Source organism: Buttiauxella agrestis (assembly GCF_900446255.1).
Taxonomy (GTDB): Bacteria; Pseudomonadota; Gammaproteobacteria; order Enterobacterales; family Enterobacteriaceae; genus Buttiauxella; species Buttiauxella agrestis.
Map to the genome: position 1 here is coordinate 2,046,693 of NZ_UIGI01000001.1, position 25,182 is coordinate 2,071,874.

33 protein-coding genes are annotated in these 25,182 nt (G+C 49.7%); 24 read left to right on the forward strand and 9 right to left on the reverse strand.

Going from position 1 to position 25,182, the window contains the following annotated elements:
* Positions 1-9: 9 nt before the first annotated feature.
* The 23 genes from DY231_RS09845 to DY231_RS09955 all read left to right on the forward strand — a co-directional run bounded on the left by DY231_RS09845 (position 10) and on the right by DY231_RS09955 (position 15,514).
* Entirely contained in the window at positions 10-531 is a 522-nt protein-coding gene (locus DY231_RS09845) for a structural cement protein Gp24 (protein WP_115628195.1), read from the forward strand.
* A 15-nt stretch (positions 532-546) separates the two neighbouring features.
* Entirely contained in the window at positions 547-1,683 is a 1,137-nt protein-coding gene (locus DY231_RS09850) for a major capsid family protein (RefSeq protein WP_115628196.1), read from the forward strand.
* Positions 1,684-1,727: 44 nt separating this feature from the next.
* Positions 1,728-2,093 (forward strand): hypothetical protein, encoded by a 366-nt coding sequence (locus DY231_RS09855; protein ID WP_115628197.1) that lies wholly within the window; start codon positions 1,728-1,730, stop codon positions 2,091-2,093.
* Positions 2,094-2,096: 3 nt separating this feature from the next.
* Positions 2,097-2,528, forward strand: coding sequence for a DUF4054 domain-containing protein (locus tag DY231_RS09860; protein WP_115628198.1), 432 nt, complete (start codon positions 2,097-2,099; stop codon positions 2,526-2,528).
* Positions 2,528-2,974 (forward strand): hypothetical protein, encoded by a 447-nt coding sequence (locus DY231_RS09865; RefSeq protein ID WP_115628199.1) that lies wholly within the window; start codon positions 2,528-2,530, stop codon positions 2,972-2,974. Before DY231_RS09860 ends, DY231_RS09865 begins: the two co-directional genes overlap by 1 nt.
* The gene (locus DY231_RS09870) at positions 2,974-3,342 is read left to right on the forward strand and encodes a phage collar protein (RefSeq protein WP_115628200.1); all 369 of its coding nucleotides are present in this window, start codon (positions 2,974-2,976) and stop codon (positions 3,340-3,342) included. Before DY231_RS09865 ends, DY231_RS09870 begins: the two co-directional genes overlap by 1 nt.
* Positions 3,294-3,872 (forward strand): phage gateway protein, encoded by a 579-nt coding sequence (locus tag DY231_RS09875; protein ID WP_147295638.1) that lies wholly within the window; start codon positions 3,294-3,296, stop codon positions 3,870-3,872. Before DY231_RS09870 ends, DY231_RS09875 begins: the two co-directional genes overlap by 49 nt.
* Before the next feature lie 12 nt (positions 3,873-3,884).
* The gene (locus DY231_RS09880) at positions 3,885-5,411 is read left to right on the forward strand and encodes a DUF3383 domain-containing protein (protein ID WP_115628202.1); all 1,527 of its coding nucleotides are present in this window, start codon (positions 3,885-3,887) and stop codon (positions 5,409-5,411) included.
* A 50-nt stretch (positions 5,412-5,461) separates the two neighbouring features.
* On the forward strand, positions 5,462-5,911 hold the full coding sequence (locus tag DY231_RS09885; protein ID WP_115628203.1) for a phage tail fiber protein: 450 nt from the start codon (positions 5,462-5,464) through the stop codon (positions 5,909-5,911).
* A 1-nt stretch (position 5,912) separates the two neighbouring features.
* A complete protein-coding gene (locus tag DY231_RS09890) occupies positions 5,913-6,365 on the forward strand; it encodes a hypothetical protein (RefSeq protein WP_115628204.1) in 453 nt (150 codons plus the stop codon).
* A 190-nt stretch (positions 6,366-6,555) separates the two neighbouring features.
* Positions 6,556-7,017, forward strand: a complete 462-nt coding sequence (locus DY231_RS09895) for a hypothetical protein (protein WP_115628205.1) — start codon at positions 6,556-6,558, stop codon at positions 7,015-7,017.
* Positions 7,018-7,079: 62 nt separating this feature from the next.
* Positions 7,080-8,858 (forward strand): phage tail tape measure protein, encoded by a 1,779-nt coding sequence (locus DY231_RS09900; protein ID WP_115628206.1) that lies wholly within the window; start codon positions 7,080-7,082, stop codon positions 8,856-8,858.
* On the forward strand, positions 8,858-9,487 hold the full coding sequence (locus DY231_RS09905) for a phage baseplate protein (RefSeq protein ID WP_115628207.1): 630 nt from the start codon (positions 8,858-8,860) through the stop codon (positions 9,485-9,487). Before DY231_RS09900 ends, DY231_RS09905 begins: the two co-directional genes overlap by 1 nt.
* A complete protein-coding gene (locus tag DY231_RS09910) occupies positions 9,487-9,789 on the forward strand; it encodes a phage baseplate plug family protein (protein ID WP_115628208.1) in 303 nt (100 codons plus the stop codon). The genes DY231_RS09905 and DY231_RS09910 overlap by 1 nt, the downstream gene beginning before the upstream one ends.
* Positions 9,782-10,669, forward strand: coding sequence for a baseplate hub protein (locus tag DY231_RS09915; RefSeq protein ID WP_115628209.1), 888 nt, complete (start codon positions 9,782-9,784; stop codon positions 10,667-10,669). The genes DY231_RS09910 and DY231_RS09915 overlap by 8 nt, the downstream gene beginning before the upstream one ends.
* Positions 10,641-11,297, forward strand: a complete 657-nt coding sequence (locus tag DY231_RS09920) for a Gp138 family membrane-puncturing spike protein (RefSeq protein WP_115628210.1) — start codon at positions 10,641-10,643, stop codon at positions 11,295-11,297. The genes DY231_RS09915 and DY231_RS09920 overlap by 29 nt, the downstream gene beginning before the upstream one ends.
* Entirely contained in the window at positions 11,294-11,644 is a 351-nt protein-coding gene (locus tag DY231_RS09925) for a contractile injection system sheath initiator (protein ID WP_115628211.1), read from the forward strand. Before DY231_RS09920 ends, DY231_RS09925 begins: the two co-directional genes overlap by 4 nt.
* Positions 11,631-12,839 carry a baseplate J/gp47 family protein gene (locus DY231_RS09930; protein ID WP_115628212.1) on the forward strand — a complete coding sequence of 403 codons (1,209 nt, stop codon included), beginning with the start codon at positions 11,631-11,633 and terminating at the stop codon, positions 12,837-12,839. The genes DY231_RS09925 and DY231_RS09930 overlap by 14 nt, the downstream gene beginning before the upstream one ends.
* Positions 12,836-13,489, forward strand: a complete 654-nt coding sequence (locus tag DY231_RS09935) for a baseplate wedge 1 family protein (protein WP_115628213.1) — start codon at positions 12,836-12,838, stop codon at positions 13,487-13,489. Before DY231_RS09930 ends, DY231_RS09935 begins: the two co-directional genes overlap by 4 nt.
* A 2-nt stretch (positions 13,490-13,491) precedes the next feature.
* Positions 13,492-14,343 (forward strand): gp53-like domain-containing protein, encoded by an 852-nt coding sequence (locus DY231_RS25390; protein WP_256682656.1) that lies wholly within the window; start codon positions 13,492-13,494, stop codon positions 14,341-14,343.
* 2 nt (positions 14,344-14,345) lie between these two features.
* On the forward strand, positions 14,346-14,771 hold the full coding sequence (locus DY231_RS09945) for a tail fiber assembly protein (RefSeq protein WP_115628214.1): 426 nt from the start codon (positions 14,346-14,348) through the stop codon (positions 14,769-14,771).
* Positions 14,772-14,948: 177 nt separating this feature from the next.
* The gene (locus tag DY231_RS09950; RefSeq protein WP_115628215.1) at positions 14,949-15,188 is read left to right on the forward strand and encodes a DNA polymerase V; all 240 of its coding nucleotides are present in this window, start codon (positions 14,949-14,951) and stop codon (positions 15,186-15,188) included.
* Positions 15,189-15,190: 2 nt separating this feature from the next.
* Complete coding sequence (locus tag DY231_RS09955; RefSeq protein ID WP_115628216.1) at positions 15,191-15,514, forward strand: S24/S26 family peptidase; 324 nt, start codon at positions 15,191-15,193, stop codon at positions 15,512-15,514.
* A gap of 349 nt (positions 15,515-15,863) precedes the next feature.
* Here the strand turns inward: DY231_RS09955 and DY231_RS09960 are convergent, their stop codons facing one another.
* The 9 genes from DY231_RS09960 to DY231_RS10000 all read right to left on the reverse strand — a co-directional run bounded on the left by DY231_RS09960 (position 15,864) and on the right by DY231_RS10000 (position 23,678).
* Positions 15,864-16,901, reverse strand: a complete 1,038-nt coding sequence (locus DY231_RS09960) for a phage integrase (RefSeq protein ID WP_115628217.1) — start codon at positions 16,899-16,901, stop codon at positions 15,864-15,866.
* A gap of 163 nt (positions 16,902-17,064) precedes the next feature.
* Positions 17,065-17,283: a DNA-binding transcriptional regulator gene (locus DY231_RS09965; protein ID WP_074388636.1), complete on the reverse strand. Its 219-nt coding sequence runs from the start codon at positions 17,281-17,283 to the stop codon at positions 17,065-17,067.
* Positions 17,284-17,365: 82 nt separating this feature from the next.
* A complete protein-coding gene (locus DY231_RS09970) occupies positions 17,366-18,520 on the reverse strand; it encodes a phage late control D family protein (RefSeq protein WP_115628218.1) in 1,155 nt (384 codons plus the stop codon).
* The gene (locus DY231_RS09975) at positions 18,520-18,981 is read right to left on the reverse strand and encodes a phage tail protein (protein WP_115628219.1); all 462 of its coding nucleotides are present in this window, start codon (positions 18,979-18,981) and stop codon (positions 18,520-18,522) included. The genes DY231_RS09970 and DY231_RS09975 overlap by 1 nt, the downstream gene beginning before the upstream one ends.
* A gap of 12 nt (positions 18,982-18,993) precedes the next feature.
* On the reverse strand, positions 18,994-21,444 hold the full coding sequence (locus DY231_RS09980; RefSeq protein WP_115628220.1) for a phage tail tape measure protein: 2,451 nt from the start codon (positions 21,442-21,444) through the stop codon (positions 18,994-18,996).
* Complete coding sequence (locus DY231_RS09985) at positions 21,434-21,556, reverse strand: GpE family phage tail protein (protein WP_115628221.1); 123 nt, start codon at positions 21,554-21,556, stop codon at positions 21,434-21,436. The genes DY231_RS09980 and DY231_RS09985 overlap by 11 nt, the downstream gene beginning before the upstream one ends.
* Positions 21,557-21,588: 32 nt before the next feature.
* Positions 21,589-21,894 (reverse strand): phage tail assembly protein, encoded by a 306-nt coding sequence (locus DY231_RS09990; RefSeq protein ID WP_115628222.1) that lies wholly within the window; start codon positions 21,892-21,894, stop codon positions 21,589-21,591.
* Between the two features lie 62 nt (positions 21,895-21,956).
* On the reverse strand, positions 21,957-22,478 hold the full coding sequence (locus DY231_RS09995; RefSeq protein WP_115628223.1) for a phage major tail tube protein: 522 nt from the start codon (positions 22,476-22,478) through the stop codon (positions 21,957-21,959).
* A 12-nt stretch (positions 22,479-22,490) separates the two neighbouring features.
* Positions 22,491-23,678 carry a phage tail sheath protein gene (locus tag DY231_RS10000; protein ID WP_115628224.1) on the reverse strand — a complete coding sequence of 396 codons (1,188 nt, stop codon included), beginning with the start codon at positions 23,676-23,678 and terminating at the stop codon, positions 22,491-22,493.
* Between the two features lie 257 nt (positions 23,679-23,935).
* On the opposite strand from DY231_RS10000, the gene DY231_RS10005 reads away from it, so the two are divergent.
* A complete protein-coding gene (locus DY231_RS10005; protein WP_115628225.1) occupies positions 23,936-25,159 on the forward strand; it encodes an FRG domain-containing protein in 1,224 nt (407 codons plus the stop codon).
* Positions 25,160-25,182: the final 23 nt, after the last annotated feature.

Here is a 25,182-nt window from a genome sequence, read left to right on the forward strand (position 1 = left end):
GGGGTAATCATGTCCTTTCAAAAAACTGTAGATGACGATCTGGCATGGGGCATTCCTGGCGAGCAGGCTCTGGCCGGTGATGTTCGCGCCGAGCCGGTTCAACTAAAAACCGTATTTAACGGCACCGCAGGCAAGCGCGCGCCATTTGGTGCTGTCGCGCTGACGCAAGCCGCTGGCGAGAACGGGATTGTTTCGGTAGGCGGGGCGGGGACCTTTATCGGCATCTTGTCTTCACCTAAGCAATGGGTGGCTTATTCGGCGCTCGGTGGCAATGCCCCTGGCATTGAAGCGGGTGCATGGCTGGAAGCGACATCGCAAACGCCGGGTATGTGGATGGAGCTAACCACGGCCGCGGCGGTCGGCGATGCCATTGCATATAAATCTGATGGCACGCTAGTGGCGGCGCCAGCTTCAACTGCTCCAGCAAGCTCCACGCTGATCCCCGGCTCTCGTGTCGTGCGTTACAACGTGACTACCGGCATTGCGATGGTAGCTCTACAACAGCTCCCGGTTCCTGCCGTAGCACCTTAATTCAAGGAAAATTAAATGCGCAAAATCTCTACGGTGCATAAGCGCCTTTCTCCTGCTGCGGCTGCGTTGCTGAAAAGCAAGCTGCGCGGTGTTGCGATGGACTCCGCTGATACTGTCCGTTCCCTGGCAAAGGTCGGCATTCATGTATCGGACTTTGCAGCACAGTCCTACGCTCAGGCGTATGGCATGGATGCAGCGGTATCTATTCCAGGCCTGACCGTTAACGCATCCCAGGGCAACAGCCCTTATATGCAATTCCTGCAAAGCTGGCTTCCTGGACAGGTGCAGGTCATCACTGCAGCGCGCAAGGCCGATGAGCTTATGGGCGTGGTAACTGCCGGAGCGTGGGAAGACGAAGAAGTTATCCAGGAAATTCTGGAACTGGTCGGTGTCGCTCAGCCTTATACGGACTACGGCAACATTCCACTTTCAAGCTGGAACCTTACCTATGAGAAGCGCGGCGTGATTCGCTTTGAAGAGGGTATTCAGGTTGGCGAGTTGGAAGGTCTGCGCTCCGGGCGTATCGGTGTAAATGCATCAGATACCAAGCGTAATGCCGCATCTCTGGCGCTGGAAATCTCGCGTAACCGCGTGGCGTTCTATGGCTACAACGGTGCGACGTCGTATCCAATTTATGGCTACCTGAATGACCCGAACCTCCCGGCGTATATCACTGTTCCGGCAGGAGCTGCTGGCACTACGTGGGATAAGAAAACTTATGCAGAGATCGTAAAAGATTTGCTGACTGGCCTGTCTGCTCTGCGCACCAAGTCGAAGGAAGTCATCGACCCAACTGCAACGCCTATCATCCTGTCTGTTGCGTCGGAGAAAGTGGATTACCTCTCAACGCCTAACGACCTGGGTGAAACGCCTTACGACTGGCTGAAAGCGAACTATCCGAACGTGACCACGAAGTCAGCGGTTGAACTGGATGATGCCAACGGTGGAGCGGATGTGTTCTATCTCTACGCTGAAACCGTTGGTGATTCCGGTACCGATGGCGGCGGCGTTATCGACCAGATCGTACCGTCACGTTTCCGTGCACTGGGTGTGGATACATCCTGCAAGATGGTCACCGAAGACTTCACTAACGCCACCTCCGGCGCTCTGGTGAAACGACCTTTCGCTGTGTATCGCGCAAGCGGTATCTGATTTCCGGGCTGCCATGCGGCCCTGTCATTTCTCTGGAGAACAACATGCCAGTAATTTATTCGTCCTGTACCGCTGATAACTTCTTCCCCGTCTGGAAGGGCCACGCCCGCAAAGACTCCTACGATAAAGGCGTCCTTATCAAAGGCGGCGCTAATGCTCAGGATAAGCGAACCATGATGACCCCGCGTGGCGCGGCCACGGTAGTCACCACCGAAGAACTGGAGCTTCTTAGAGCTGACCAGGCTTTCCTCGGCTTCGTTGAGCGCGGCTATATGAGCATCGACGAAAAGGGTAAAAATACCTATGACGCCGATGAAAAAGGTGCGGATATGGACAAGGACAAGTCTGCCCAGGATACGCCAGAAGACTACGCGACGATGGGCAAGAAGGCTCCGAAAGAGGAAAAGTAAGTCATGATCGACGTCGATGAATTCCGCCTTAAGTTCCCGGCTTTTGCTAATCCCATGCTGTACCCAACTGACAGTATTTTGCTGATGTCCGAAATGGTGGATTGCTACATTGACGTTGGTAATCGTTGGTTCCGCTGCGTGAAATGCCAGGAGTTAATGACTGAACTGCTTGCCGCGCACCTGCTGATAATCAATGGAACGCCAACGGCTCCAGCCAGCGGCGCAACTGGCATTATCAGCAATGCCACGGTTGGCTCAGTCAGTGTTGGGTTCGCTAATGCAGCGGCAAGCAAAGGCGCGTTCATGGCCTGGCTCGGCAAGACACCTTACGGTGAACAGCTTGCTGCGCTACTAGCGAGATTGTCTATCGGGCTTGGTTATGTTGGCGGTATTCCTGAGCGCCGCGCATTCCGTAAGGCTGGCGGGAGGTTCTGATGGGTTGGGAGGATTTGGTAAAGCGGGTTGAGGCTCTTGGAAAACTCAAAACAGAGGTTGGCTGGCAGGATACCGCAAAATATCCGGATGGAACGCCTGTTGCTCTGGTTGCGCAGACACAGGAATACGGATCACCCGCGCGCCATATCCCACCACGCACGATGGTCAGGCCTACCATCCTTGCAGAAAAACGCGCCTGGTCTGACTCCATGGGGCAGGGAGTAAAAGCAGTAGCACAAGGCAAGCGCTCCCCACTTCAAGTTATGCAGGCCATAGGCGAACTGGCTGCTGGCGATGTTCGGCAGGCGATTACCCAGATTAATAGCCCTGTACTGGCTGACAGCACGAAAGCATCACGTAAGCGTCGTGGGCTTGAACCAAACAAGCCACTCCAGGCAACTGGCTTAATGCTGACCACCTGCACTTCAATCGTTAAGGAGAAATGATGTTCGTACCAGGCGCAAACATTTTAGGCATGACCCTGACTGCTATAGCTCCCACGGCAGGCGTGCAGATTAAGCGTTTTCAGGGCCAGCAGGACAATGACTTCGGGAAACCGGTCAACACCTATAGTCAGCCAGAACTGTTATATGGGGCAGCTGCCCAGCCCCTTTCATTTCATGATATTCAGCAGCTAGGCCTGACTACCGGTCGGCAATACATTACAGCCTGGATACAAACTGGCGCGCATTCTGCCTATCGTGGTGGCGCGGCTGATTTGATTGTCTGGGATAGCTCTGACTGGGAAGTGCTTGAGCCAACTTCATGGAAGGTGCAGGACGGCTGGACCCAACTGGTGGCGGTAAGGCAATGAATGCAATATTCAAACTTCTTCGGGACGTGTTGATAGCCGGGTTTGCTGAGCAGGGTATGCAAGTTCGTGTGATGCAGAGCTACACAGGCGTCTCAACAGGTCCGCCAGCCGTTCCTGCAATCATAATGCATCACATCGCTACTGAACGAGTTGGGTGGCAATCACACCAGTTAAGAGCTGATGCTGGCAATCCTGTTCTGATTGAGAAACAGAATGTTGCCGAAACCATCCAGTTTAATGCCGTGCTTCCGGAGGTTAATCCGGAGGACGAAACTATCGACACGCTGTCGGCTCAAGGCGTGCTGACCATGGCGTCAATGATATTGCAAAGCCATCGAATGATTCTTGCTGTTAAAGCAGAAGGCATGGGCGTGCAGGTCGTTAGATCCATCACTTCAAATTATATACAGAACGAAAGCGAACAGTGGGAAAACGTCCCGAGCTTCGATCTGGTTATTTGTCACAAACTCACACTTACCCATGACGTGGGCGTTGTTGAGGAAATCACCAGCGGGATATACCGCGTTTAACGAGGATTGCTGATGAGCATCTCTATCAAGAAATACGTGGACATTACGTCCGGCGTAGGGGGCAGCGCAGCCGTTAAAGAGCGCGAGCTTATTCTTCGCCTGTTCACGAAGGACACGAAGGTTCCTGCTGGCGTCGTGATGGAATTTACTGACCTGAATGACGTGGCCACAACCTTTGGCACAACCTCTGAAGAATACAAGCGTGCTGCGCTCTACTTTGGCTTTGTGTCGAAGATGATCACCAAAGCGAAGAAACTTTCATTCGCACACTACAACGATGCATCTGCACCGGCATCACCGGCTATTGTTGGCGGAACTGCGCTGACCACAATTGCCACCTGGAAAGCCATTACTGATGGCTCTGTGCGAATTGAAGTCGGTCCATCTGATTATTTGCTGGATGATTTGGACTTCTCTTCAGCCGCAGCCCTTGCTGATGTTGCTGGCACCATTCAGACCAAGCTACAAACTATCCTCATTGGAGCGACGGTTACCTATGATGGTACCGGTCAGAAATTTAATGCCTCATTCGTTGGGCATGATGCACCGGCTGCCGTCAGCGTTATTGCTTCAGGTTCGGGTGCAGATATTGCTGATAACCTTGGCTGGACCACAGCGAAAGGCATGGTGACGTCGCCAGGCTCAAATGCAATGACCGCACTGGATTACATCATTGAAGCTGACGAAATTAGTGATAACTACGGCTCGTTCGCATGCTGTGGGGCCGCACTTGATCATGATGTTGTGCAGTCCATTGCAGCCTGGAACAACGCGCAAAACGTGAAGTACCAGTATCTGGTTCCGGTCACCAAAGCTAATTATGTTGCGTGGTACGGAACCCTTATGAGTTATAGCGGCTGCGCGCTGACCATCGTCAATGATGGCAATACCGAATTCGATGAGATGATTCCCGGTATCATTCTTGGCTCCACGGATTACAACCAGCGCAATGCCAGCCAGAACTTCATGTTCCAGCAGGTAGCTGGTTTCACGCCGAAAGTGGACAGCAACACAGAGGCTAATGATATCGATACCAATACCCGAGTGAACTACTACGGGCGTACTAAAAATGCTGGTCAGCCAATCGACTTGTACCAGAATGGTTATCTCTGCGGCACTTCAACTTCACCGCTGCAGATGAACGTATACGCGAATGAACAATGGTTCAAATCAGCAGCGGTCGCTGTATTGATGACCGGACTTCTTTCTTTGCCAATCATTCCGGCTACGGAAGAAGGTCGAGCCATCGTTATCAGCTTGCTGAATGGTGGTGACGATGCACCAATCCCGCGCGCGCTGTTCAACGGAACCATCAAGGCGGAGAAAGACCTGACTGTCACGCAAAAGGCTTATGTCACGCAAGTGACAGGTGATCCGCTGGCATGGCACCAGGTGCAGTCGATTGGATGGTGGCTTGATGCTCAGGTTCTTCAGGAAGCTCAGACCAACGGCACGATTAAGTACGTCATTGATTACACGCTAGTGTATTCCAAAGCCGACGCGGTGAATAAAATCACCGGGCGCGACATCCTGATTTAATTCAGCCCTGGATAAGCCGCCATGCGCGGCTTTTTTGTTGGAGATAAAAGATGCAAGACGTTGCAGGCTTCGGCCTACAGGTTCGCCTCATCGCGAGCAAAACATACCCATCAGGTTTTACCATTACAGCCTTCGCTGACGATGCCGACCCGTTTGATTTGCCGGCGCTTCAAATTAACGACGCTGCAATGGGGCTAAATGGCGACATGGTGGTCTGGTCGAAGGCCAACCCAATTTCTTTCTCCCTGGCTGTCATTCCAAAGTCAGAGGACGATAAGAATCTGGCAGTGGTATTTGAGGCTAATCGTGCAGCCCGCGGAAAGCGCCCGGCAAAAGATGTGATTACTGTCGTGGGAATCTACCCTGACGGCTCCACCATCACGCTGACGCCGGGGATTATGTACGATGGTCTACCTGGTAATTCTGTGGCGTCGGCCGGTCGCTACAAATCGAAAGTCTACAACTTCCGCTTTGAAGGTATGAGCCGGGTAGAGGTGTAACGTGGCTGAGCTTCTGAATCCAAAGGCAGTAACGGTTGATGACCGGAACGGCGTTAAGCATAGCTTCGTGATCGGCCAGTTTCCTGCAATCGCAGGTCGAGAGATTGCGGCTAAATATCCGACATCAATTGCGGCACTGGCTAAGCAGTGGGAAGAGAACCAATATGGCGAGAATGAAAAAATCATGCTCAAGGCCATGTCGTTCGTCGACCGTGTTCTGGTAGATGGCACAACCATTCGACTGACCACTTCGGCCCTGGTCGATAACCACGTTCCGGATGCCGAAGCTCTCCTTCGACTGGAACGCGCATTGCTGGAACATAACTTCTCATTCTTCGAAAAGTTCAACCGCTCCATTTCCTCAGGCGGTATCATGCAGAATATGATCAAGTTGATTACGTCAACGCTGACCAGTTCATTGCAACGATCCTCTCAGCAGGACAAGCAACCCTAACAGAACTGAAGACCTCCGTTACGCTCGAGGAGGCCTATCAGCTGTGGGAGATTGTCGTGACCACTCGGTTCAATGAGTGGTGGGCAATGGAGCAGATCAAGAACAAGTCAAATTGATATCGATTATTCAAGTCAATCTCTGTTGATGTGTTATTTTTCTTAAGGAGATTAATTAAGCTTGTGATGGGGTTATGAAATATTCAGATTTTAAAAAGATGCCGTACAGGCAGCGCAGAGATTTCATTAAAAATGGTGGTGAAGTTGAACGAACCATTACGCAAAAAGTGGTTTATTACGGTTCAACGCTATTCATAATTGTGGTCGCTATATTTTTCATTAGGTCATGCTCTAACCAGCCGCGAGATAAGCAGGATATTTCAGACATGCTTATCTCCATGTGCTCGGTAGAGGTCGAGGAAAACCTAAAAGATCCTGACAGCTTTAAAGTTGACCGCAGCCGAACGCTGGCTACTCAAAATAGTAATGGCTACAGTGTTGAAATGGTTTTCAGAGCTAATAATAGCTTTGGCGCAACGGTTCCTGGAACCGCTATTTGTGCTTTCGGGAGTAACGGAAAAGATAATAAACCGTTGCTTGAATCGAAGGAGAAGGCCTTTCTTAAATCGGTATCGATAAATGGCAAGCGCATTTAGTCATCACCTACACAATCAATATTAATGAAACCCGCTCAGGCGGGTTTTTTTATGGAGTTATTATGGGCGTTCTCGACTCATTTGTTTTCCTGCTTGAAACCGATAATAAGAACGCCCTGAAAGGAATTCACGAGGCTGGAACAGCACTTGATGATGTTGAGGATGGTTCAAAAGACGCTAAAAAAGCGATGTTAGATATGTTTACTGGCGTTGGAGAAAAAGCCGGTATAACTGCTGCAAGCTTTAAAGAGGTCGCGATCGGTGCTTTAGGGATTGCAGGGGCCGGGCTATCACTGAATGCTGTTCTTGAACACACCGAAGACATGCTTAATCGAGTGCGCGATGCCGAGACCGTCGGTGTTGATATTGGGCAATACGATGCACTGTCTCGTACCTTCCAGAACCTTGGCGTTGACGCTGATGGATTCCGGGATTCAATGATTGACTTGAACGAAGCGCTAGGGGAAGCAGCGGCTGACGCAAAATCAGGTAAAGCCGAATCATTTAAAACCTTTGGCATTAGCTTGAAGGATACAGAAGGTAATATTAAATCTGCTGACCAGGCTCTTTTAGAGCTTTCCGGCAGTATGGAAAAGATGGATAAGCAGCAGGCCACTTTCCAAATAAAGCAACTTGGCATTACTGATAATGCCGTGATATCAGCGATGTTGAAAGGTCAGAAAGAGCTTGAGCGTCAAATAGAATTGCAAAAAGCCCTAGGCGTTCTCAACGAAAAAGATGTTGAGCAGTTAAAGCGATTTAAGTTAGCTCAGAATGAACTATCAACAATTTTTTCTCGCTTTGCCGATGTGCTTTCTATGGCTGCGGTTCCTGCGCTTGAACTCATAATTGATGTGACAAAAGATGTAATTAAATGGGGACGCGAGCATAAAGGTTTCCTTATTGGTTTTTTTGGTGCGCTTGCAACGGTGGCGATCCCAATGCTCACCACCTCCTTGTGGAGCATGGCTACGGCTGCATGGGCTGCAATGGCGCCATTCATTCCTTTTATTGCTGCTGCTGTGGCGCTAGGACTGGTTGTCGATGATTTATGGAATTACTTCAACGGTGGCGAATCTGTCATCGGTGATCTGGTGCAGCGGTTCCCAGCGCTTGGCGCTGTTTTAGAAGATGCTAAAGCAAGTATCCTGGCACTTTGGGAAGCGCTAAAGGTTCTCTTTACTGACCCATCTCAATTCATGGACAACCTGGTTGCTGAGTTAAAGCAGAACTGGGACACGTTGGTAAGCGATGGTGAATCAGCCGCAAACGCGTTACTTGATGCGATAACCAAAGTTTGGGACAAGCTCTCTACTGATACGAAAGCAATATTCAGTGAGTTGCTGGCGTGGATAAAGGGTCTTTTTTCTCAATTTGGTAGTTATATTTCCAACTCAGTTTCTGATGCCGCCAATGCAGCTTATGACTCATTACCTGACTTCGTGAAGAAGGGGATTAATCTCGTCAAAGGCAGCGACAAAGAAGAACCAACGAGCAAGCCAGCTGGACAGGCCAGCGTGGGAAGCGAAGACGTTGAAAATTCTCCAGGTGGAAAAAATATGATGGTGCCGGGTGACAATCCCTTGGTTTCCGGTTCTGCAAGCGCCAGTGCAGCTAATCATGTTTTAAATAACGCAGCGGCCACACCATCAATTCCAAACAATCCAGCGGCTATATCAAACAGCAGGCAAACAAGCGTACAGAACACTCAGAAAATAGAAAACGTGAATATCACAACCGGTTCTGGTGATCCGCAACAGATTCGTACTGCTGTAAGCGATGGCATGAGTGATAGCGTTCAGCAGATGACTAATCAGTATGACAACGGAGTGAGTCACTAATGTCTTCCTTCTCCGACTTGATGAACACGGCATCAGGAGCTGTGTCGTCATATGGCCTGTACGCATCTTCCTTGGCCGTCGATGTGGTTCGTATTACAGATGAGAATGGCGCGCAGCTGTTTAGCCTGGCTCGCTCGATGCGCGCCGCTATGAATCGCTCATCAGATTTATGTGAGCATCCCCTGGAGACAGGTAACAAAATTGCTGACTTCAAAATCATCAAACCCAACGTTGCTCAGCTCACAATGTTTATTCCCGGCGACGCTTACGGAACTGTCTATAAAGATATCGAACAGGCATATGTCAGTAGTGCGTCGCTTATTGTTCAAACCAGGGCCTCATCATTCGCGAATATGGTTATCACTGACATGCCGCACGATGAAGCTCCGGATCTTGGTGATGTAGTCGCGGTAACGCTAACGCTAAAAGAGGTTAAGTGGTTCACCTCTTCAGTAGAGACAATGCCTGCTAAAGAGGTTTCGGTTTCGAGCAAATCAGCCAAAACGGGAGGAACTGCGAAACCCGATGCTGATACCGTTAAGCAGGGCCAAAAGCGGACATCTGAGGCAACAGAGTCAACGAAGAGTAAGTCGACATCAATATTGAAAGATATTAAAGGGTGGTTCTGATGAAGGTTATCCCGCTCAAACAGTTCCCTCGCCAGTCGTTTTCCGTTGTGCTTGAAAATTCACTCTATGAGCTATCACTGAAAGAGTGCAATGGCATCATGGCTGTAACTGTTGTTCGTGACGGCGAAACTATTGTGAGTAATCGGCGGGCAGTGGCTGGCGCTCCAGTTATTCCGTCGCGATATCTCAATAGTGGTAATTTTTTTATTCTCACTAACAATGACGCGCTCCCGTATTACACGGAGTTTGAGGGTTCAAATGTGTTCGTCTGGATGACGAATGAGGAGATCGATAATGCTTGATGACCGGGTATTGAATATTGGCATTGAGATTAACGGGCAGATGCAATTTTATAACGGTGCCGCGGGAACGGTAAAAATTGTGAAGTCTTCAGACAGCAAACAAAACTCCTGTCAGATAACAATCGATAACCTGCTCCTTGAAACCATTGATTACCTTGTCACTGAAACATCCCCATGGAATCCGAGCCAGAAGCCAAAGCTGATTACTGTGATGGCGGGCCGCGAGTCTACCGGGGTAGAGAATATTTATACTGGTGATGTGACACTTGCCGAGCCAAGCATGCCACCAGATCGCCGTCTGACAATGAAGGCATTGACGCAGAACGGAGCTAAGTACAAGTGGTCGTCTCGTTCCTCTCCTAAAACCACGCAGCTATCTGAACTCTGCAAGCATGTTGCCTCAGATTATGAACTTAATCTGAGGTTTGAGGCTAAGGACAAGACGATAGCCAACTATGTCTACAACGGCTCAACTGCTCAACAGATTAAGAAACTTGAGCAGGTTGGTGATGTCGATTGCTTTATTGATGATGATTTCCTGATCGTGAAAGACTTTGGGAAAGGTACTCGCGGCGAGGTGCGCGTCATATCTGTTTCCACTGGCATGATTGGACCGCCAATACTGGATGACAAAGGCATTAAGGTGCGCGTGTTGTTCGACCCAACTATCAAGCTTGGTCAGCAAATTGAAATCCAGTCTGAAGTGAACAAGGCGGCTAACGGTCAGTACGTTATCTATAACTGGGCAGCCAGTCTGGCCACTCATGAAAATGACTGGTACCTCGACCTTTCCTGCAACAACGACAACATCAAATCCATTTCAGAACAGCGAGAGGCACAGAAGAAAACAGATGCCAAATCAGCCAAGCCCAAGTCGTAAGCCGGGGCAGGGTGAAGACCTTACCGGAGCAATGGATCTGGTGCTTCGCAAATTCCTGCTGAATGTCGACGATATGCTACCAGCGCGCATTGTGTCCTATGACAGGGCGGCAAATCGGGCGCAAATAGAAATTCTCTATAAAGTTACCATGACCAATGGATCGTTAAACCCTCTCATGGCCCCGGCTGAGGTTCCAGCTTTAACTATCGGGGGCGGTGGCATGTGCCTTACATTCCCGATTAGTCCTGGAGACCTTGGGTGGATAAAAGCCAGTGACAGGGACATGTCGCTATTTCTTCAAAGCTACGAAGCGGAGCCGGGCAATACAGCCCGGCTTCATTGTTTTGAAGATGGAGTATTCATTCCAGACGTGATGAAAGGCTTTGTTGTAAAGGATGGTGATGCAGCCACGCTCCAGACGTTGGATGGCACAACATCAGTAGCAATTAAGCCTGGGAGTATCAAGCTGACGGTAGGTAGCGCAGTCGTATCTATCACTGAGAGCAGCGTGGTATCAAACAAAGTAATTGAAGCCCCTGATTTTAAAGCCGGTGATATCACACTGAAGACTCACCGACAGTCAGGAGTACAGAGCGGTTCGGATACATCAGGGGGGCCGGTTGTATGAAGACGTTAGCGACCAATGACAAAAATGACATCTACCTCGGGCCAGATGGAAATCTGGAGTTATTCACTGGACTGATGGCGACATTACAAACCTGCGAGCATGTTGCAAGAACCCGGCTAACGGAACTCCCTTACGCACAATCACGCGGCATACCATTCTTTGATATTGCTCTGGGTTCCTCACCAGATATGAGCCTGTACGACATGTATCTTCGGAAAGTCTATCTCACAGCGCCTGGCGTGACTGCGGTTGGAAATATCAGTTTCCGGCTTGTTGGAGATGAACTCAAATACACGGCAGAAATAAAAACTATTTACGGGACGGAGAGCGCGAGTGGCAGCCTATAACTATCTTTCACCGCAGGGTCTTATTGTCCCTGATACATCGCAAATACTCACCGATACAGAAAATGAATGGAAATCTGCGTTTGGAGATGATCTTGACGTAACACCTGATACGCCTCAAGGGATGATAATTGCCAGTGACGTTGCTGTGCGCTCCGAGATGGCCGCAAACAATGCAGCGGTGGCAAATCAAATAAACCCCAACTATTCGGGTGGTGTCTTCCTTGATGATATCTGGGCTTTAACCGGAGGAAAGCGCCGCGAGGCGGCTTACACGCTTGTTGATGGAGTTTTGTTGACTGGTATTCCAGGTGTGGTTATTCCATCTGGCTCACGCCGATCCTCGAATGGAAATCTTTTCGAACTGCTATCTACCGTTACCCTGAGTAACACAGGTAGCGGGACCGGTATTTTCCAGGCGCTTGAATCTGGCCCTGTCCCATGCCCCGCCCACTCCCTGACAGCACCAGTGTCTGGTTATACCTCGGTAGGGTGGGAAACGTCAGATAACCCGGTTGCAGGAACGCTCGGTGCTGAAGAACAATCCGACCTCTCTGCCCGAAAGGAGCGCACCCAGACACTGGCGATACAAGGGCGGTCAATCTCTGAAGCTGTATTTTCAAATGTACGCGCAGTGAATGGCGTTAAGTCTCTGTCATTCAGGGAGAATGTAGAAGCTACAACCAAGACAATAGACAAAATAAGTTTAATTGGGCACTCAGTGTGGGCATGTGTAGATGGAGGCGAGGATTCGATCGTTGCCGAAGCGTTATATCGCTCTAAAACTGGCGGAACAAACTGGAATGGTGCTGTAGAAGTTACGATTACAGATCGCTGGTCTGGTCAAAGTAGTAAAGTCAAATTCGACAGGCCGACTGCGAAACCAGTGATGGTGAAATTTACTGTAGTAGCCAAGGGGATCGGCACAGGCGATCCAGCATCGTTGATAAAAGACACCATTATAAAGTACGCCTCTGGCCAACTTGAGAATGGAGAGGAGGGGTTTGTTCTTGGCGTCGATGTTTCACCGTTTGAATTGTCAGCGGCTGCGAATACTGCATCACCACAAATATTCATCAAGAGTGTAGAGATTTCGCTAAAAGCTGTCGCCCCAACATGGTCAAAAGATGATATTGAAATCGGATTGAATGAAAAGGCAACCATTCAGGTTGATGATATTCTTGTGGTGACAACATGAATATTCAAAAGTTTGATTTCAGTATGGATATTCTCAAGGTGGTTAAATGGGAATATGACTCAGCACCAAATCTTAAAAATATTCTTACACTAAAACAAAACTGGTATTCGAATAACCATGAAAGATTCTGGGCGGATTGGGAAAGGAATGTATTTAATTTATTTACTGCCAATGACTTTGGTTTGAATATATGGGCAATCATCCTTGACCTTCCTTTATACACAGAATCATTAGCAAGCCCTGATAATTACCCTGCATTTGGGTTTGGCGGCTTTGGACTCAATTTCGGGCGCAGCAATTTTGCCACAGATACCGACACCGTTAACCGTCTTTCGATAGAGCAGAAACGGCAGTTACTAAGAATGCGATGGTGGCAAATCACATCAGATGGCTCAATGCCGTCTATTAATCATGCACTTCATGACGTATTCGGTAAGGATGTGTACGCTCTTGATGGTCATGATATGACGATCACCATCGTCTATCAGGTCATCTTGCCAGATATCATGATGCGTTTACTTCAAGATTTCGATTTAATCCCACGCCCGTCAGGGGTGAAATTTACTCACTTAGTCAAGCCAAGGGATGCATTTGGATTCGCTGAGTATAGCTTAAACTTCGACCAACCTAATTCACAATTTGGGAGTTAATAATGACCTCACTGATAAAAGTCCCCTTCGCCGATTCAGGGGATAAAACAGCTGTTCCCGAAACAGATTCGGGCGGCGGCGTTAATATGACGCAAGGATATGGTCAGGCATATTCTCTTGACCCCGCTACAGACCCCTCCGCGAAAAGAATTGAACGCGATAAAATGAATTGGCTATTTAATATAATTACGAAAGCCATTCATGAAATTCAAATTTCAGGGGTGGCGCCATTTATAACTAGTGCAGATAATGGCGGCTCTCCATTTTCTTACGGCAAAGGTGCATTGATTTCACTGGATGGTGTAAATTACCAGTCCCTTGAAGATGCCAACACGACCACTCCTCCGGGTGCGAAATGGTCAGCGGTTCCCGCAAATATCCAGCCCCTGGATGCCACGCTAACTGCGCTGGCCGCGCTTGTGGGGGGGGCTAATAAGCTCCCGTACTTCAACGGAGCGGATACAGCGGCGTTAACCGATTTAACGCAGGTTGGCCGGGACATTATCGGGAAGACCGATATTGCTGCTGTTCTCACATACCTTGGTTTACTTGGTGGCAATTTCGCTAGCGGTCCAGGATATTCGCTGAATTATCTTAAAATTCCAGTGAGTACACCCTCCGGACTGGTCACTAAAATCATTCAATATGGCGTAGCGAGCATGATGGCGGGGCAGGATAACGTCTTAGGGTTGCCAATCACTTTTCCCAACGCTGTGCGCACATGGTATGCAACAGGTAACTACACGGCAAACTCAGGAACGCTCGTTGATGTTAACTGCGTAGCTGGATTGAGCAGCATTACATTAAGAGCAAGCGCAGCAGTATCTGCCATGTGGCTGGTTATCGGAGAATAATAATGAACAAATATTTATATTCAAAAGGTGCATTTTATCCCTACATCGAAAGAGCATTGTATGAACAAGCCGGTAGTTGGCCCGACGCAGGGGTGGAGGTAGATGAATCCGTCCGTAACCAGTTTTATGTTTATCCAGAAGGTAAAACATTAGGTACTGATGCTGAAGGGTTCCCGATTTGGGTGGATGCTCCACCACCAACACACGAAGAAGCACTTGCTCAATCAGAATCGAAAAAGCAGCAACTCATTGGTGAGGCAAATGACTTCATGAACAGGAAGCAGTGGCCTGGTAAAGCAGCGATTGGACGCCTGAAAGGAGATGAATTGGCACAGTATGGTCTTTGCCTGGATTATCTTGATGCGCTGGAGGCGGTCGACACTTCCACGGCTCCGGTGATTGATTGGCCGGAAAAGCCATCGGCATAGGAACCTTTGATAGAAACCTCATTTCTGAAAATTTACACAACCCGTAATCCCTTCATCAATAAAGACCTTTCCCGACTCTCGAAATTTTAGCGTCGATCAGATTGCCTGGCACGCTTGACCTCCTTTTCAATAAATTTATACTGGTTGCATATACAGTATTTAAGGGAGGGTAAAACGATGCCTCGTAAATCTGATATCGAATCGGCATTTCGCAAAGCAATAAAGTTAGAACAAAATGGTCGGCGGACGGTGATGACCACCGACTTTGTTCGAGAGCTGGGGAAGGTGAATTGGTACTGGAGTCAGAGAGAAGCCAATCAGTGGATCGAATTCTATGTTACGACATTTAAGGATGTATCTACCCAGGAAGGGGAATCTCGCACCTTTATGCTTTACAACCCAAATGGAGGGCTTTAATCATGGGCTTCCCATCCCCAGCGGCCGATTACGTCAGTAAGCCATTAGACCTCAACGATATGCTCGGCGTCACGCCAGGTGATACTGTTCTGGTTACGAATGATGAAGGGTTCATTCTTCTCAGTAAATCCTCTAAACCAAAGCAGGGCGATACAATGCTGATACAGTTCTGTGGAAGCACGCAATTCGCGAAATTGTACGGCTCCGCATTCATTACGGCAGATGGCGAAGCAATAGAGGGTGAAGCACTCGATGATGCAGTTGTTATCGGAAAGGTAGTAAATATCATTTTATCAACAAGGATGGATGATATCCCAACCATCTGAAAAATAGTTTCGTATGAAGGGTGTCTAGGGTGGGGCATGCAACAATGTTAACATTTAACAAATTGCGGCAAAGATCATTATTTGTCCCGAAGAAATCCCGTCGAGCATCCGAAAAAGTTAGCAAGTGTTTGATCATCAAAGAACACAATAGTAAGTATTGATGAGTGGAAAGGCGGGTGAATTTGCGGGTAACTTACTGATATTAAACTTAAAAAACAGAAAGGAAAGAAAACAGGAATCGTATTCGGTCTTTTTTTATTCGCTGATTAAAATCAGAGACTTATAATAAATTCAGTAACTTACCGCACATCCTGTTGCACTCCATTACACCCAATATGATGCTCTGTAGTCACTTTGTGGACGCCCCGCCAAGCTTACTGAGCGGGTTTAATATAAGTGCATCCTCAAGATGATCAGGTGCAAAATGGGCATAACGCATCGTAACTCGAATATCAGAATGCCCCAAAATTCTTTGCAGGACAATAATATTCCCACCTCCCATCATAAAATGACTTGCAAATGTATGCCTAAGTACATGACTCATTTGGCCTTCTGGTAATTGAAGTTCGGCAATTTTTATTACGCGATAAAACTGGCGATAGCATTGCTCAAAAGGCTTACCGTCACGGTTGATGAGTTCTTTATATAACTCATCAGATATTGGAACTGTTCGGTTCTTTTTGCCCTTCGTGTTTACGAAAGTAATCTTATTAGGTGAGAGTTGAGATTTCTTAAGATTTGCCGCTTCACTCCAGCGTGCTCCGGTGGAAAGGCAGATTTTTACAATCAGGGTTAATTCAGGATTTCCATGCCCACGACACGCACCCATCAATCTTTTCACTTCATCGTCAGTAAGCCAGGACATTTCTTTTTCAGGCTCATCAAACTCACGAATATTCTTGAGTGGGTTAGGGTAGTTAACCTCACCAAGTCGGGTTAATTCATTAAACACTGCACGAAGAAAAGCATGTTCACAGTTCACCGTTCCGATGGAAACCTTGAGTGATTTTTCACTGGTTTTATAACCGTTAGCAATCTGGCCGGTGAGTCGCCTATCCCGGTAATGTGCCCAATCTTTAGCTGTAATTTGTGAGGCGACGGGATCGCCCAGGCCATTACAGATGATATGCAGTTTACCCAGGCGACCTTTCTTATCACTAAGAGAGCAACCATGTAACTTGTACCATAGCTCGATTAGCTCACTTAGATGTCGACGGTCATCCTTCTCTGCCATCCAGGGCTTTTGCTTCGCCTGTTCTAGTTGATAACTTTCATAGGCAAGCGCCTCACCTTTAGTGGCGAATTTCTTGCGAACACGCTTACTGCCGCGCCCATCGATATAAACATCGCAAAGCCATTGTCCATCGGCTTGCTTTCGTACGGTCATGTGAGAATCCTGCTAAATCAAATGATTGAAAAATACTGTATATTTAAACAGTATTCAATGTTTGATTTTGCAAACTCATACATTCAATTGCTTACTTAAAAGAGTATCTTTGTTATCTCAGATGAAGCGCAGGCATAAAAAAACCTGCTTTCGCAGGCTTTTTCTACATCCAGAGCTGTTGCTGTTTATAGCGATTAGGGTGGGGCGGTGCTGGTTCAACTTCGCCAGGCTTAACGATGTATCGAGCAAGCGATTCATGGGTGACAAAAGTGCATCCACAGTTGATATTCTGGCACTGGTGATAACGTTCTTTGGTTTCTATGCTCAAATATCTGCTGGATCGCGCGTGGGCCGCGTCCTGGCATAACGGGCAATGCATCATGATTTATTTCCCCTCTCGCTCATCATTGAGGGAATGATAAACTCACAGATCGCATTTGCAAGTTATTGTTTGCAAATTTAACTTATTCAGATTCGTAACTCACATCGTTTAATCTCACCTCCAGCTCAAGCGAAGTCGTGAAGCCGCTATTACTGAGCGAGTGCATCACCTTTGTAATTGTCCACGCCTGCTCGTCTATGACGCGCTTAAAGCCTGACACTCTGACCGGTGTTTCCGGGTAGAGATCTGCGCGTCCCATAGCAAGGCTGATGGAAAACTCCGCCACACCGCGTTGTAACTTGTCCCATTTCGCCTGAGCCGCACGCATCGCCTGCGCTTTGCTGGCGTAAATGGTGGTCAGGGCAAACACATTATCTTCCTCACCGACCATGTACTCACCCTCGCGTGCTTCCTTTTCCTTTGGTGCTTTCTTTGCTTTTACCGGCTTTGCCTTCGGATGTTGCAGCGCGCGCAGGTGCTGCGGCTTTGCCTTACGCTTGAGTTTGACCTGCTGCTTTTGCTCTTTTGGCTCCTTCGTGTGCAGCCATTTCACCGTCACGCCGGTATAAGCACCCCGGTCGGCAATCGCAAACTGATGACGGTCGCCATCTTTACGCTCGATGGTCATCTGTGGAATAGGTTTGCCACTGGCCGTGACACCGGCACCGGCTTTGATGAACAGCAGTTTCCCTGCCTTAACCGAGACCTCTGCCCCGTTGCGTTCTGCCAGGCGGGTGAGGAATTTCGCGTCGGACTCCTGCGTCTGGTCGATATGCGGGATGGCAATTGTCGCAAATTGCGGAGCAACACTGACGGTCAGCTTGTTGCGGCTGGCAATGGTGTTCAGCACTTCCCCAAGTGTGGTGTGATGATATGACGCCTCGCGGCGGGAGTTGAGCGTACCGCGAAAATCCGCACTGCGCGCCCGGATGGTCAGCGTGTCCGGTGCGCCCCGGTGCTCAATTTCATCGACCGTAAACTGCCCTTTGCCGAGTAATGCCGAACCCTGCCAGCCTAGGAAAAGTGAGAGCACCGCGCCGCGCACCGGCAGCTCAATCAGGCCGTCGCTGTCATCGAGTTCGATATCGAGCTGGTCAGCCTCAAAGCCCCGGTTATCCGACAGACTGAGGCTAATCAGCCGGTCGCTGATATTGCGGGTGATGTCCTGATTATTCAGGGTGAGCATAAACGCCGGTGCCATGGTCGCGCCCGCATCGAGTGTCATTCCGGTCAGCATCAGAATAACCCTCCGATTTTGCCCGGCAAGCTCCCGACCAGGCTGTCGGCCTGTTTCTGGATGTCGCCAAACATCGCCGTCAGCGACTCATCCACGCGTGTGAGGTTGACGGTAAAATCAATTTTGCGCGCCGAGCCATCGGCAAAAAACTCGGTGTAGGTCTCGCTCACCGAATTAATCACAAACATGCCGTAAATGGTGCCGCTGCCATCGAGCAACGGCCAGGCGCGCCCCTCATCCGCCATCAGATTGAGTGCCAGCAGTGACAATCTGCCGCCGGTGATTTCCGGTAACAGGCTTCCACTCAGGGCAATCTTTTCCTCATTGACGCCGAGAAACTGCATCGCCGGTCGCTGACCGACGCGACTGTTTGACGGCCAGCGGTAATCCACATCGCGTTGCAGGCTCTGATAAGGCAGTGTCTGCAACTGAAAAACAAACATGCCGAGTACAAGCATCATGGTTATGCCTCCTTAGTCGTGCATCATGCTGGCGCGTTGTTTAGCTCGCTTTTCACGCTCGTATTTTTCCAGGCTGTCACGGAGCTGGCGGTCAAGTTCGGTGCCGTTCTGCACCCCGCCACCGATGGCAATGTGATACTCGTTGCGGCTCTGGTCGGTGTAGCTTTTTCCCGCGTTTGCCGTCACCGGCTGATAACTGCCATAACCGCCGCTCAGAACGTCACCGGACGGGGAATAACTCCCACCGGCACCGTTAGCGTACGCATTGACCTTCTCCGCCTTTTCACCCAGTTGCCCGGATTCCTTGTTGATGATGCCGAGCTTGTCGAGTACCCACTCGATACCGTCACGCAGGGCGGTAAACGGTGTCATGGCCAGCCGGAAAGCACCGGCCAGTGCCTGACCAAACGCCACGCCAGATTCTTTGCAGCTGTCGAGTGTGTCCTTGCTGGCTTTCACCGGGGCGATAAGCTCTTTAAACCACTGCCAGACCCGTTGCACCTTCTGCCCAATCACCTCAAAGAGCGGAGCCAGTGGCGCGAACATCTCAGTCACCGGCGCAAAGGCGGCTTTCAGTCCCTCGACCACACCGGAGAAAAATGCGCCCAGCGGCTCCCAGTATTTGCGGATGAGTATCACACCCGCGACAACCGCCGCCCCGACCGCAACTATCGGCCAGGAGAGCGCCCCGAGCACCGTGATGATGGCACTGCCTGCCACGGTAAATGCCGTCCAGAGCAGACCGGCGGCGGCAATAATGCCATTGATACCGGCAATCACCGGCCACGCCACCAGACCTATTGCGCCGACCATACCAATCACCGCCAGTGCGACACCGCCGACCTTGAGCAGCGTTTGTGCGAGTCCTTTGTTCTGCACAATCCAGTGGTCGAGTTTCAGCACATATTTGATGGTGGTCTGCGTCAACTTACGGAGTGATGATTCCTGCTGGTCAAACAGGTCGGTGCCGACCGCCTCATACGCCGACTGAAATTCTTTAAAGTCGCCGCCGAGGTTGTCCTGCATCACCTTCACCAGTTCGGCGGTTTTCCCGTCCGAGGCTTTGAAGGTGGCGGTGAGTTTGTCGAGTTTGCCGGTCATGGCATCGGTCATCAGCACGGCGGCTGCGGAGCTGGCTTCCTCACCAAAGATGACTTTCATGTACTCGGCCTGCTGCGCGGTGCCGAGTTTGTTGCGGGTAAAGCTGGTCTGCATTTCTTTAAGGAGGGTAAACAGCGGACGCATGTTGCCTTTGGCATCCGTATTTTTTACCCCCAGTTCACCCAATGCGGTTTTGGCCTGACCGACCGGTGCCTGCAACCGGCTGATAACCGCGCGACTGCCGGTACCAGCCATCGAGCCGGTGATTTTGGCGTCATGCAGGGCACCGGCCATGGCGGCGGTTTCCTCGATACTGATACCGGCATTTTTTGCCACGGGCGCAACATAGGTCAGTGCGTCGCTCAGCCCGTTAAAGTCGGCGGCGGTTTTGTTCATCGTGCTTGAGAGTACATCGCCGATGTGCGCGACCTTATCGTTGGAGAGCTGGAAGGCCGAGCGCATCCCCATCAACAGCGCGGCGTTTTCTTCCATGGTGCGTTGGTTGGCAAGCGCCATATTCAGCGTGACCGGCGTTGCGGCCTGAATAGCGGCAGCGTCCCCGCCTGATTTGGCAATAATAATCTGCGCCCCGGCAGCGTCATCGGCTGAGGCGGCGGTGTTGTCCCCGAGCTGGCGTGCCTGTTTGCGCAGGGCTTCCATTTCCGGTGAGGTTTTTTCCACCCCGAGTACCGCCTGCAACTCCGAATTTTTCTGCGCGAAGTCATAGCCGGGTTTGAGGATACCGACGCCCGCCGCCACGCCCGCCGTTGCCATGCCGACACCGGCGGCACCCACCGCGCCAGCCGTTCCGGCCAGCTCCTTACCCGCCTGATAACGGTTTTTGACCGCGTTGAGTTTGGCCTGTTTCGCGCTGACCTGCTCGAGCGCCAGCTTCTGCCGGTTAAGCTGGTTGGTGGTTTCGCTGATGCGTCCCTTTAAACGCAGCTCGTCAGCAGTAAGGTTGCGGGTGTTAATCCCGGCCAGGCCGAGTTCACGCTGCTGGCGCTTAACCGACTCGGTCAGGCTGTTAAATTTCGTCTGCAACCCATCTGCGGCCGATTTTGCCGCGGCCAGCGCTTTTGACTGCTCGCGCGTCGGGCGCTCGGTGTTATGAAACTGCATCGCCAGCGCTTCGGCATCATTCTTCGCTTTATTCAGTGACTGACCCGTGACCGCAAGCTGCGCGCTGGTTTTGCGAAAACCCTCAATACGCGATGCCTGGCCGTTTAACTCTTTGAGGGATTTCTGCGTGTTGCGGATATCCCCCGACAGCGTTTTGCTCGCCGTCTGGATGTGTTTAAACGGGCGCGTCGCCTGGTCAACGGCTTTTAACAGCACTTCGATTCTGACGTTATTGCTCATGAGAATTTCCGCTCCGTTTCAGCGCCATCTCGCGCCAGCTGATGAGGTCGCTCAGGCTCAGGGCGTAGAGTTCTGACGGCGGCCAGTGGAAAATCACCGCGATATCCGCCATCAGGTCGTCAACCGATAAACCTGGCGGGAAACTTAGACCGCCGAAGCCGGAGCCAAAAAACCGATCACCTTCGCAGCCAGCGTCATCATGTCCGGCAGCTCCATGGCGACGACATCCGACTCGGTCAGGCCCGGATAGGTCATGCGCGGCAGCACTTTAATCAGCGCGTTCACATCCGAGCTGGCAACATCAGCCAGGCTCACCCCGCGCAGGGTACCCGCCGTCGGCTTAATCAGCGTGATGGTTTCAATCACCATTTCGCCGCGTTTAATCGGCTTCACCAGGGTCACAATGTTCGGGTTATCAGAGGTGTTTTTGTATTTTTTTGCGTTGCTCATGAGGTTTTTCTCCGGGAATTAATCAAGGGTTAACCGGCCAGCCAGCCTGACCGGGAAGTGCATTAAGACAGGCCGATATTGCGGCGGCGCTGCTCAAGACGATCGACGCCGTTCACCTTCTCAATCATGTTGATGGTGTCGATTTCAATCAGCTCTTTGCCGTTCATCGTCAGCTTGTAGTAGGTGCAAACGGTGGTGATTTTGGTCTCGGTGTCTTCACCCTGTTTGCTGTCGCCGCCGTCAAATTCTTTATGACGGCCACGCACCACCACCTCGACAGCGGTTTCATCTTCCGTGTCGTCGCGCTGGTAGGAGCCTGCAAAACGCAGCGGCACACTGGAGGCACCCGGCAGCGCGTACTGCGCCCAGAGTGCCTCGTCCGGGAAGCCGCCGAGCGTCCATTCAAGGGTGAGCGCATCATCGTCGAGACCAAAATCCACATGCGCGGCACCGTTCATCCCGGCACCGCGCCACGCTTCCAGTTTGCGGGTGAGTTTGGGCAGCGTGACGGAGGACGCCACACCCATGTAACTGAGGCCGTCGTTAAACAGGTTTAATGACTTGAGCTTGCGGGGCATTGCCATGTTTCTGGCTCCTTATCCGTTAACCGAGGCAATCAGGTTCACCAGATATTTATCGGTGATGCGCTGACGCAGGGTGAGGTTTTCCAGTGGCGGCACCGGCGTGTAGTCGTAATCGAGATAGAGCTTCCCGGCTTTCAGCGATTCTTTATCGTTGGCGGTTTCATCAAACCAGCAGTCCGCATCCACGATATAACCGGCGGTTTTCAGCTCGCGGAATTTGGCCTTGATACCGTCAACAATGTCGCGGATAAGCACCGGGGTAATCGGCTTATCCACCGCCCACATATGCCCCTCGGCCATGGTGTCGGCAATCACCTGCGCGGTGCGGGTGTAGTTTTCAAACAGGAATAACGGATCATCAGAACAGGTGCGGTTACCCCAGAAACGGAAACCATCCTTGCGAATAAGCGTCGTGACACCTGCCTCATTGAGCAGGTCAGCATCGGTGCCGGGTGCCTGTAAATCCCAGAACACGGATGCGCTGATGCCGGTGACACCCTGCACGCCGACGTTGGACAAAGTTTTATGCCAGCCGACGGTCTGGTCGATATACGCACGCAGGCCGAGGGCGCGCGCCGTGGCATACGCCGGAGCACTGGCATTTTCCACCGCATCCCAGGCAATAAAGTCCGGCCAGATAACCATCAGCTCACGCTGGCTGAAATTGTCGCGGTACTTGATGGCATCGGAAATCGTTTTACAGCCCCACGCGCTCACATAACCAAAGGCACGCAGGCTGACACACACCGAGGCGAGTGCGACCGCCACTTCCTGCGAATCCAGCCCCGGCACGCCGAGAATGCGTGGTTTCACACCCGTCACCGCTTCGGCGGTGAGCAGCGCTTTAATGCCGGTGTATTTACCGGTCGCATCGGTGCCGCCGATGATGTTGGAGACCGTCAGCGCGTGCGCCACTTCCTCATCGTCGTCGACACCTTCGGCCACGCGCACCACAACGGTGACGGGTTTGCACTGGTCGGCAATGGCCTGCAAGGAGGCGGCCAGGGTGCCACTCTTTCCGGCCTTGCCGATGGCGGCCTGCACGTTAGTAATTAAAACGGGTTCATTCAGGGGAAAGGTCGCCGCATCGGCATCGCTGGCGGTACACACCATGCCGATAATTGCGGTGGAGACCGTGGAAATAACACGCGTGCCGTCGTTGATTTCAACAACCTGCACGCCGTGGTGGTAATCACTCATCCGGTTAACTCCGTGGGTTATGGGTGAGTGTATTGTCTATGGTGGTAAAGGATTCCACTATTTAATAAAGTTGGCTGTGGCTTGATACAACATGCACTAAATTTGAATCTAATCGCATAGCCAATATTTTAACGCCTTACCTTTGACAAAAATTTAGACCTCCCCCCCTTTTTCTAGTAGGCTACCTTACCTAAACTATTGACATAACTTACTGGTATTTTAATATATAATAATACATTCAATTGGATAAGAAGATCATGGCAGAAGTAGGTTACGGCATCACCCTTACCGGGAAATATTACTTCGAGGTTAAGTTTACAGATCGCAGGTTGCTTAGAAGTTTTCAACACGAATCATTGGAGTCCTTACTTAAGGTGCTACCTGTACTTTATGATATTGCCAGTGACACGAACAATATCAAAAAACATAAAGCGCGAGGGAAGGAACGGCTGTGTATTTATAACTCAAAGAATAAAATTGTTGCTTTTACCACAACCATTCCAAATGACAAAATACACAATGAATTCATGGCTGATATAAATTCATTTTTCAAAAATGGATCTAAAGACGCACCAAAAAAATTAAATTGTTTTATTGATGACTCTAAGAAAGTCGTACAGATTAATAGCGTCACAGAATTTCTAAGTGAAATAGAAAAAATAAATCTTAAAAGTGGTAATATTTTCTACTTTAGAGGTCACTCTAGCTATTTATATGAAATGCAACCTAGCATATACAGAAAGCGAGAGTTGATAAACAATGAAGATGTAATACATAAGGAGCTTTTAATTAGATGCCCTACCGATTTCGAAAAGTTATCAACCACTTTTGAAATATTGGTCAAGATGCAACACTACTCATTACCTACTCGACTTTTAGATTTAACCAGCAATCCTCTTATTGCACTATATTTTGCATGTGAAAATTTTGTAACTGACAAGAATGTTGGTGAGGTGAAAATCCTTTCAATTCCTAAAAATGAAATAAAATATTACGATAGTGATACCGTAACCGTATTATCCAATCTCTCAAAGCAATCAAAAGAATTCAGTAAGGAATGCATCAAAAATAAAAACCTACCTGCATTCACCAGGCTTATGGATGATATAAAAAAAGAAAAATCGTACTTTGAAGATAAAATGTCACTTGACTCCATCGATTGCGTTGTTTGTGTAAAGCCAAAGCTTAATAATGCAAGAATAATAAAACAGGATGGCGCATTTCTGTTATTTGGCATGTCTAACGATAAGCATACCCCTTCAAAAATACCGACAAAATATTTGCCTTCGGGAACTGAGAAGCGAGTTTTCATAGCGAACGAATTCAAAGGAAAAATAATTGAACAACTTGAAAAGATAGGCATTTCGGCTGCTACTATTTATCCTGAAATAGATAAGGTTTCTAACTACATTAGTATTAAGTACGGCAAGCCTGAAGAAATTGAAGAGGAGAGAGGAATGCTCGCAAACCAGGAGCCATAAACCAAGTAAATATTTAAGATATA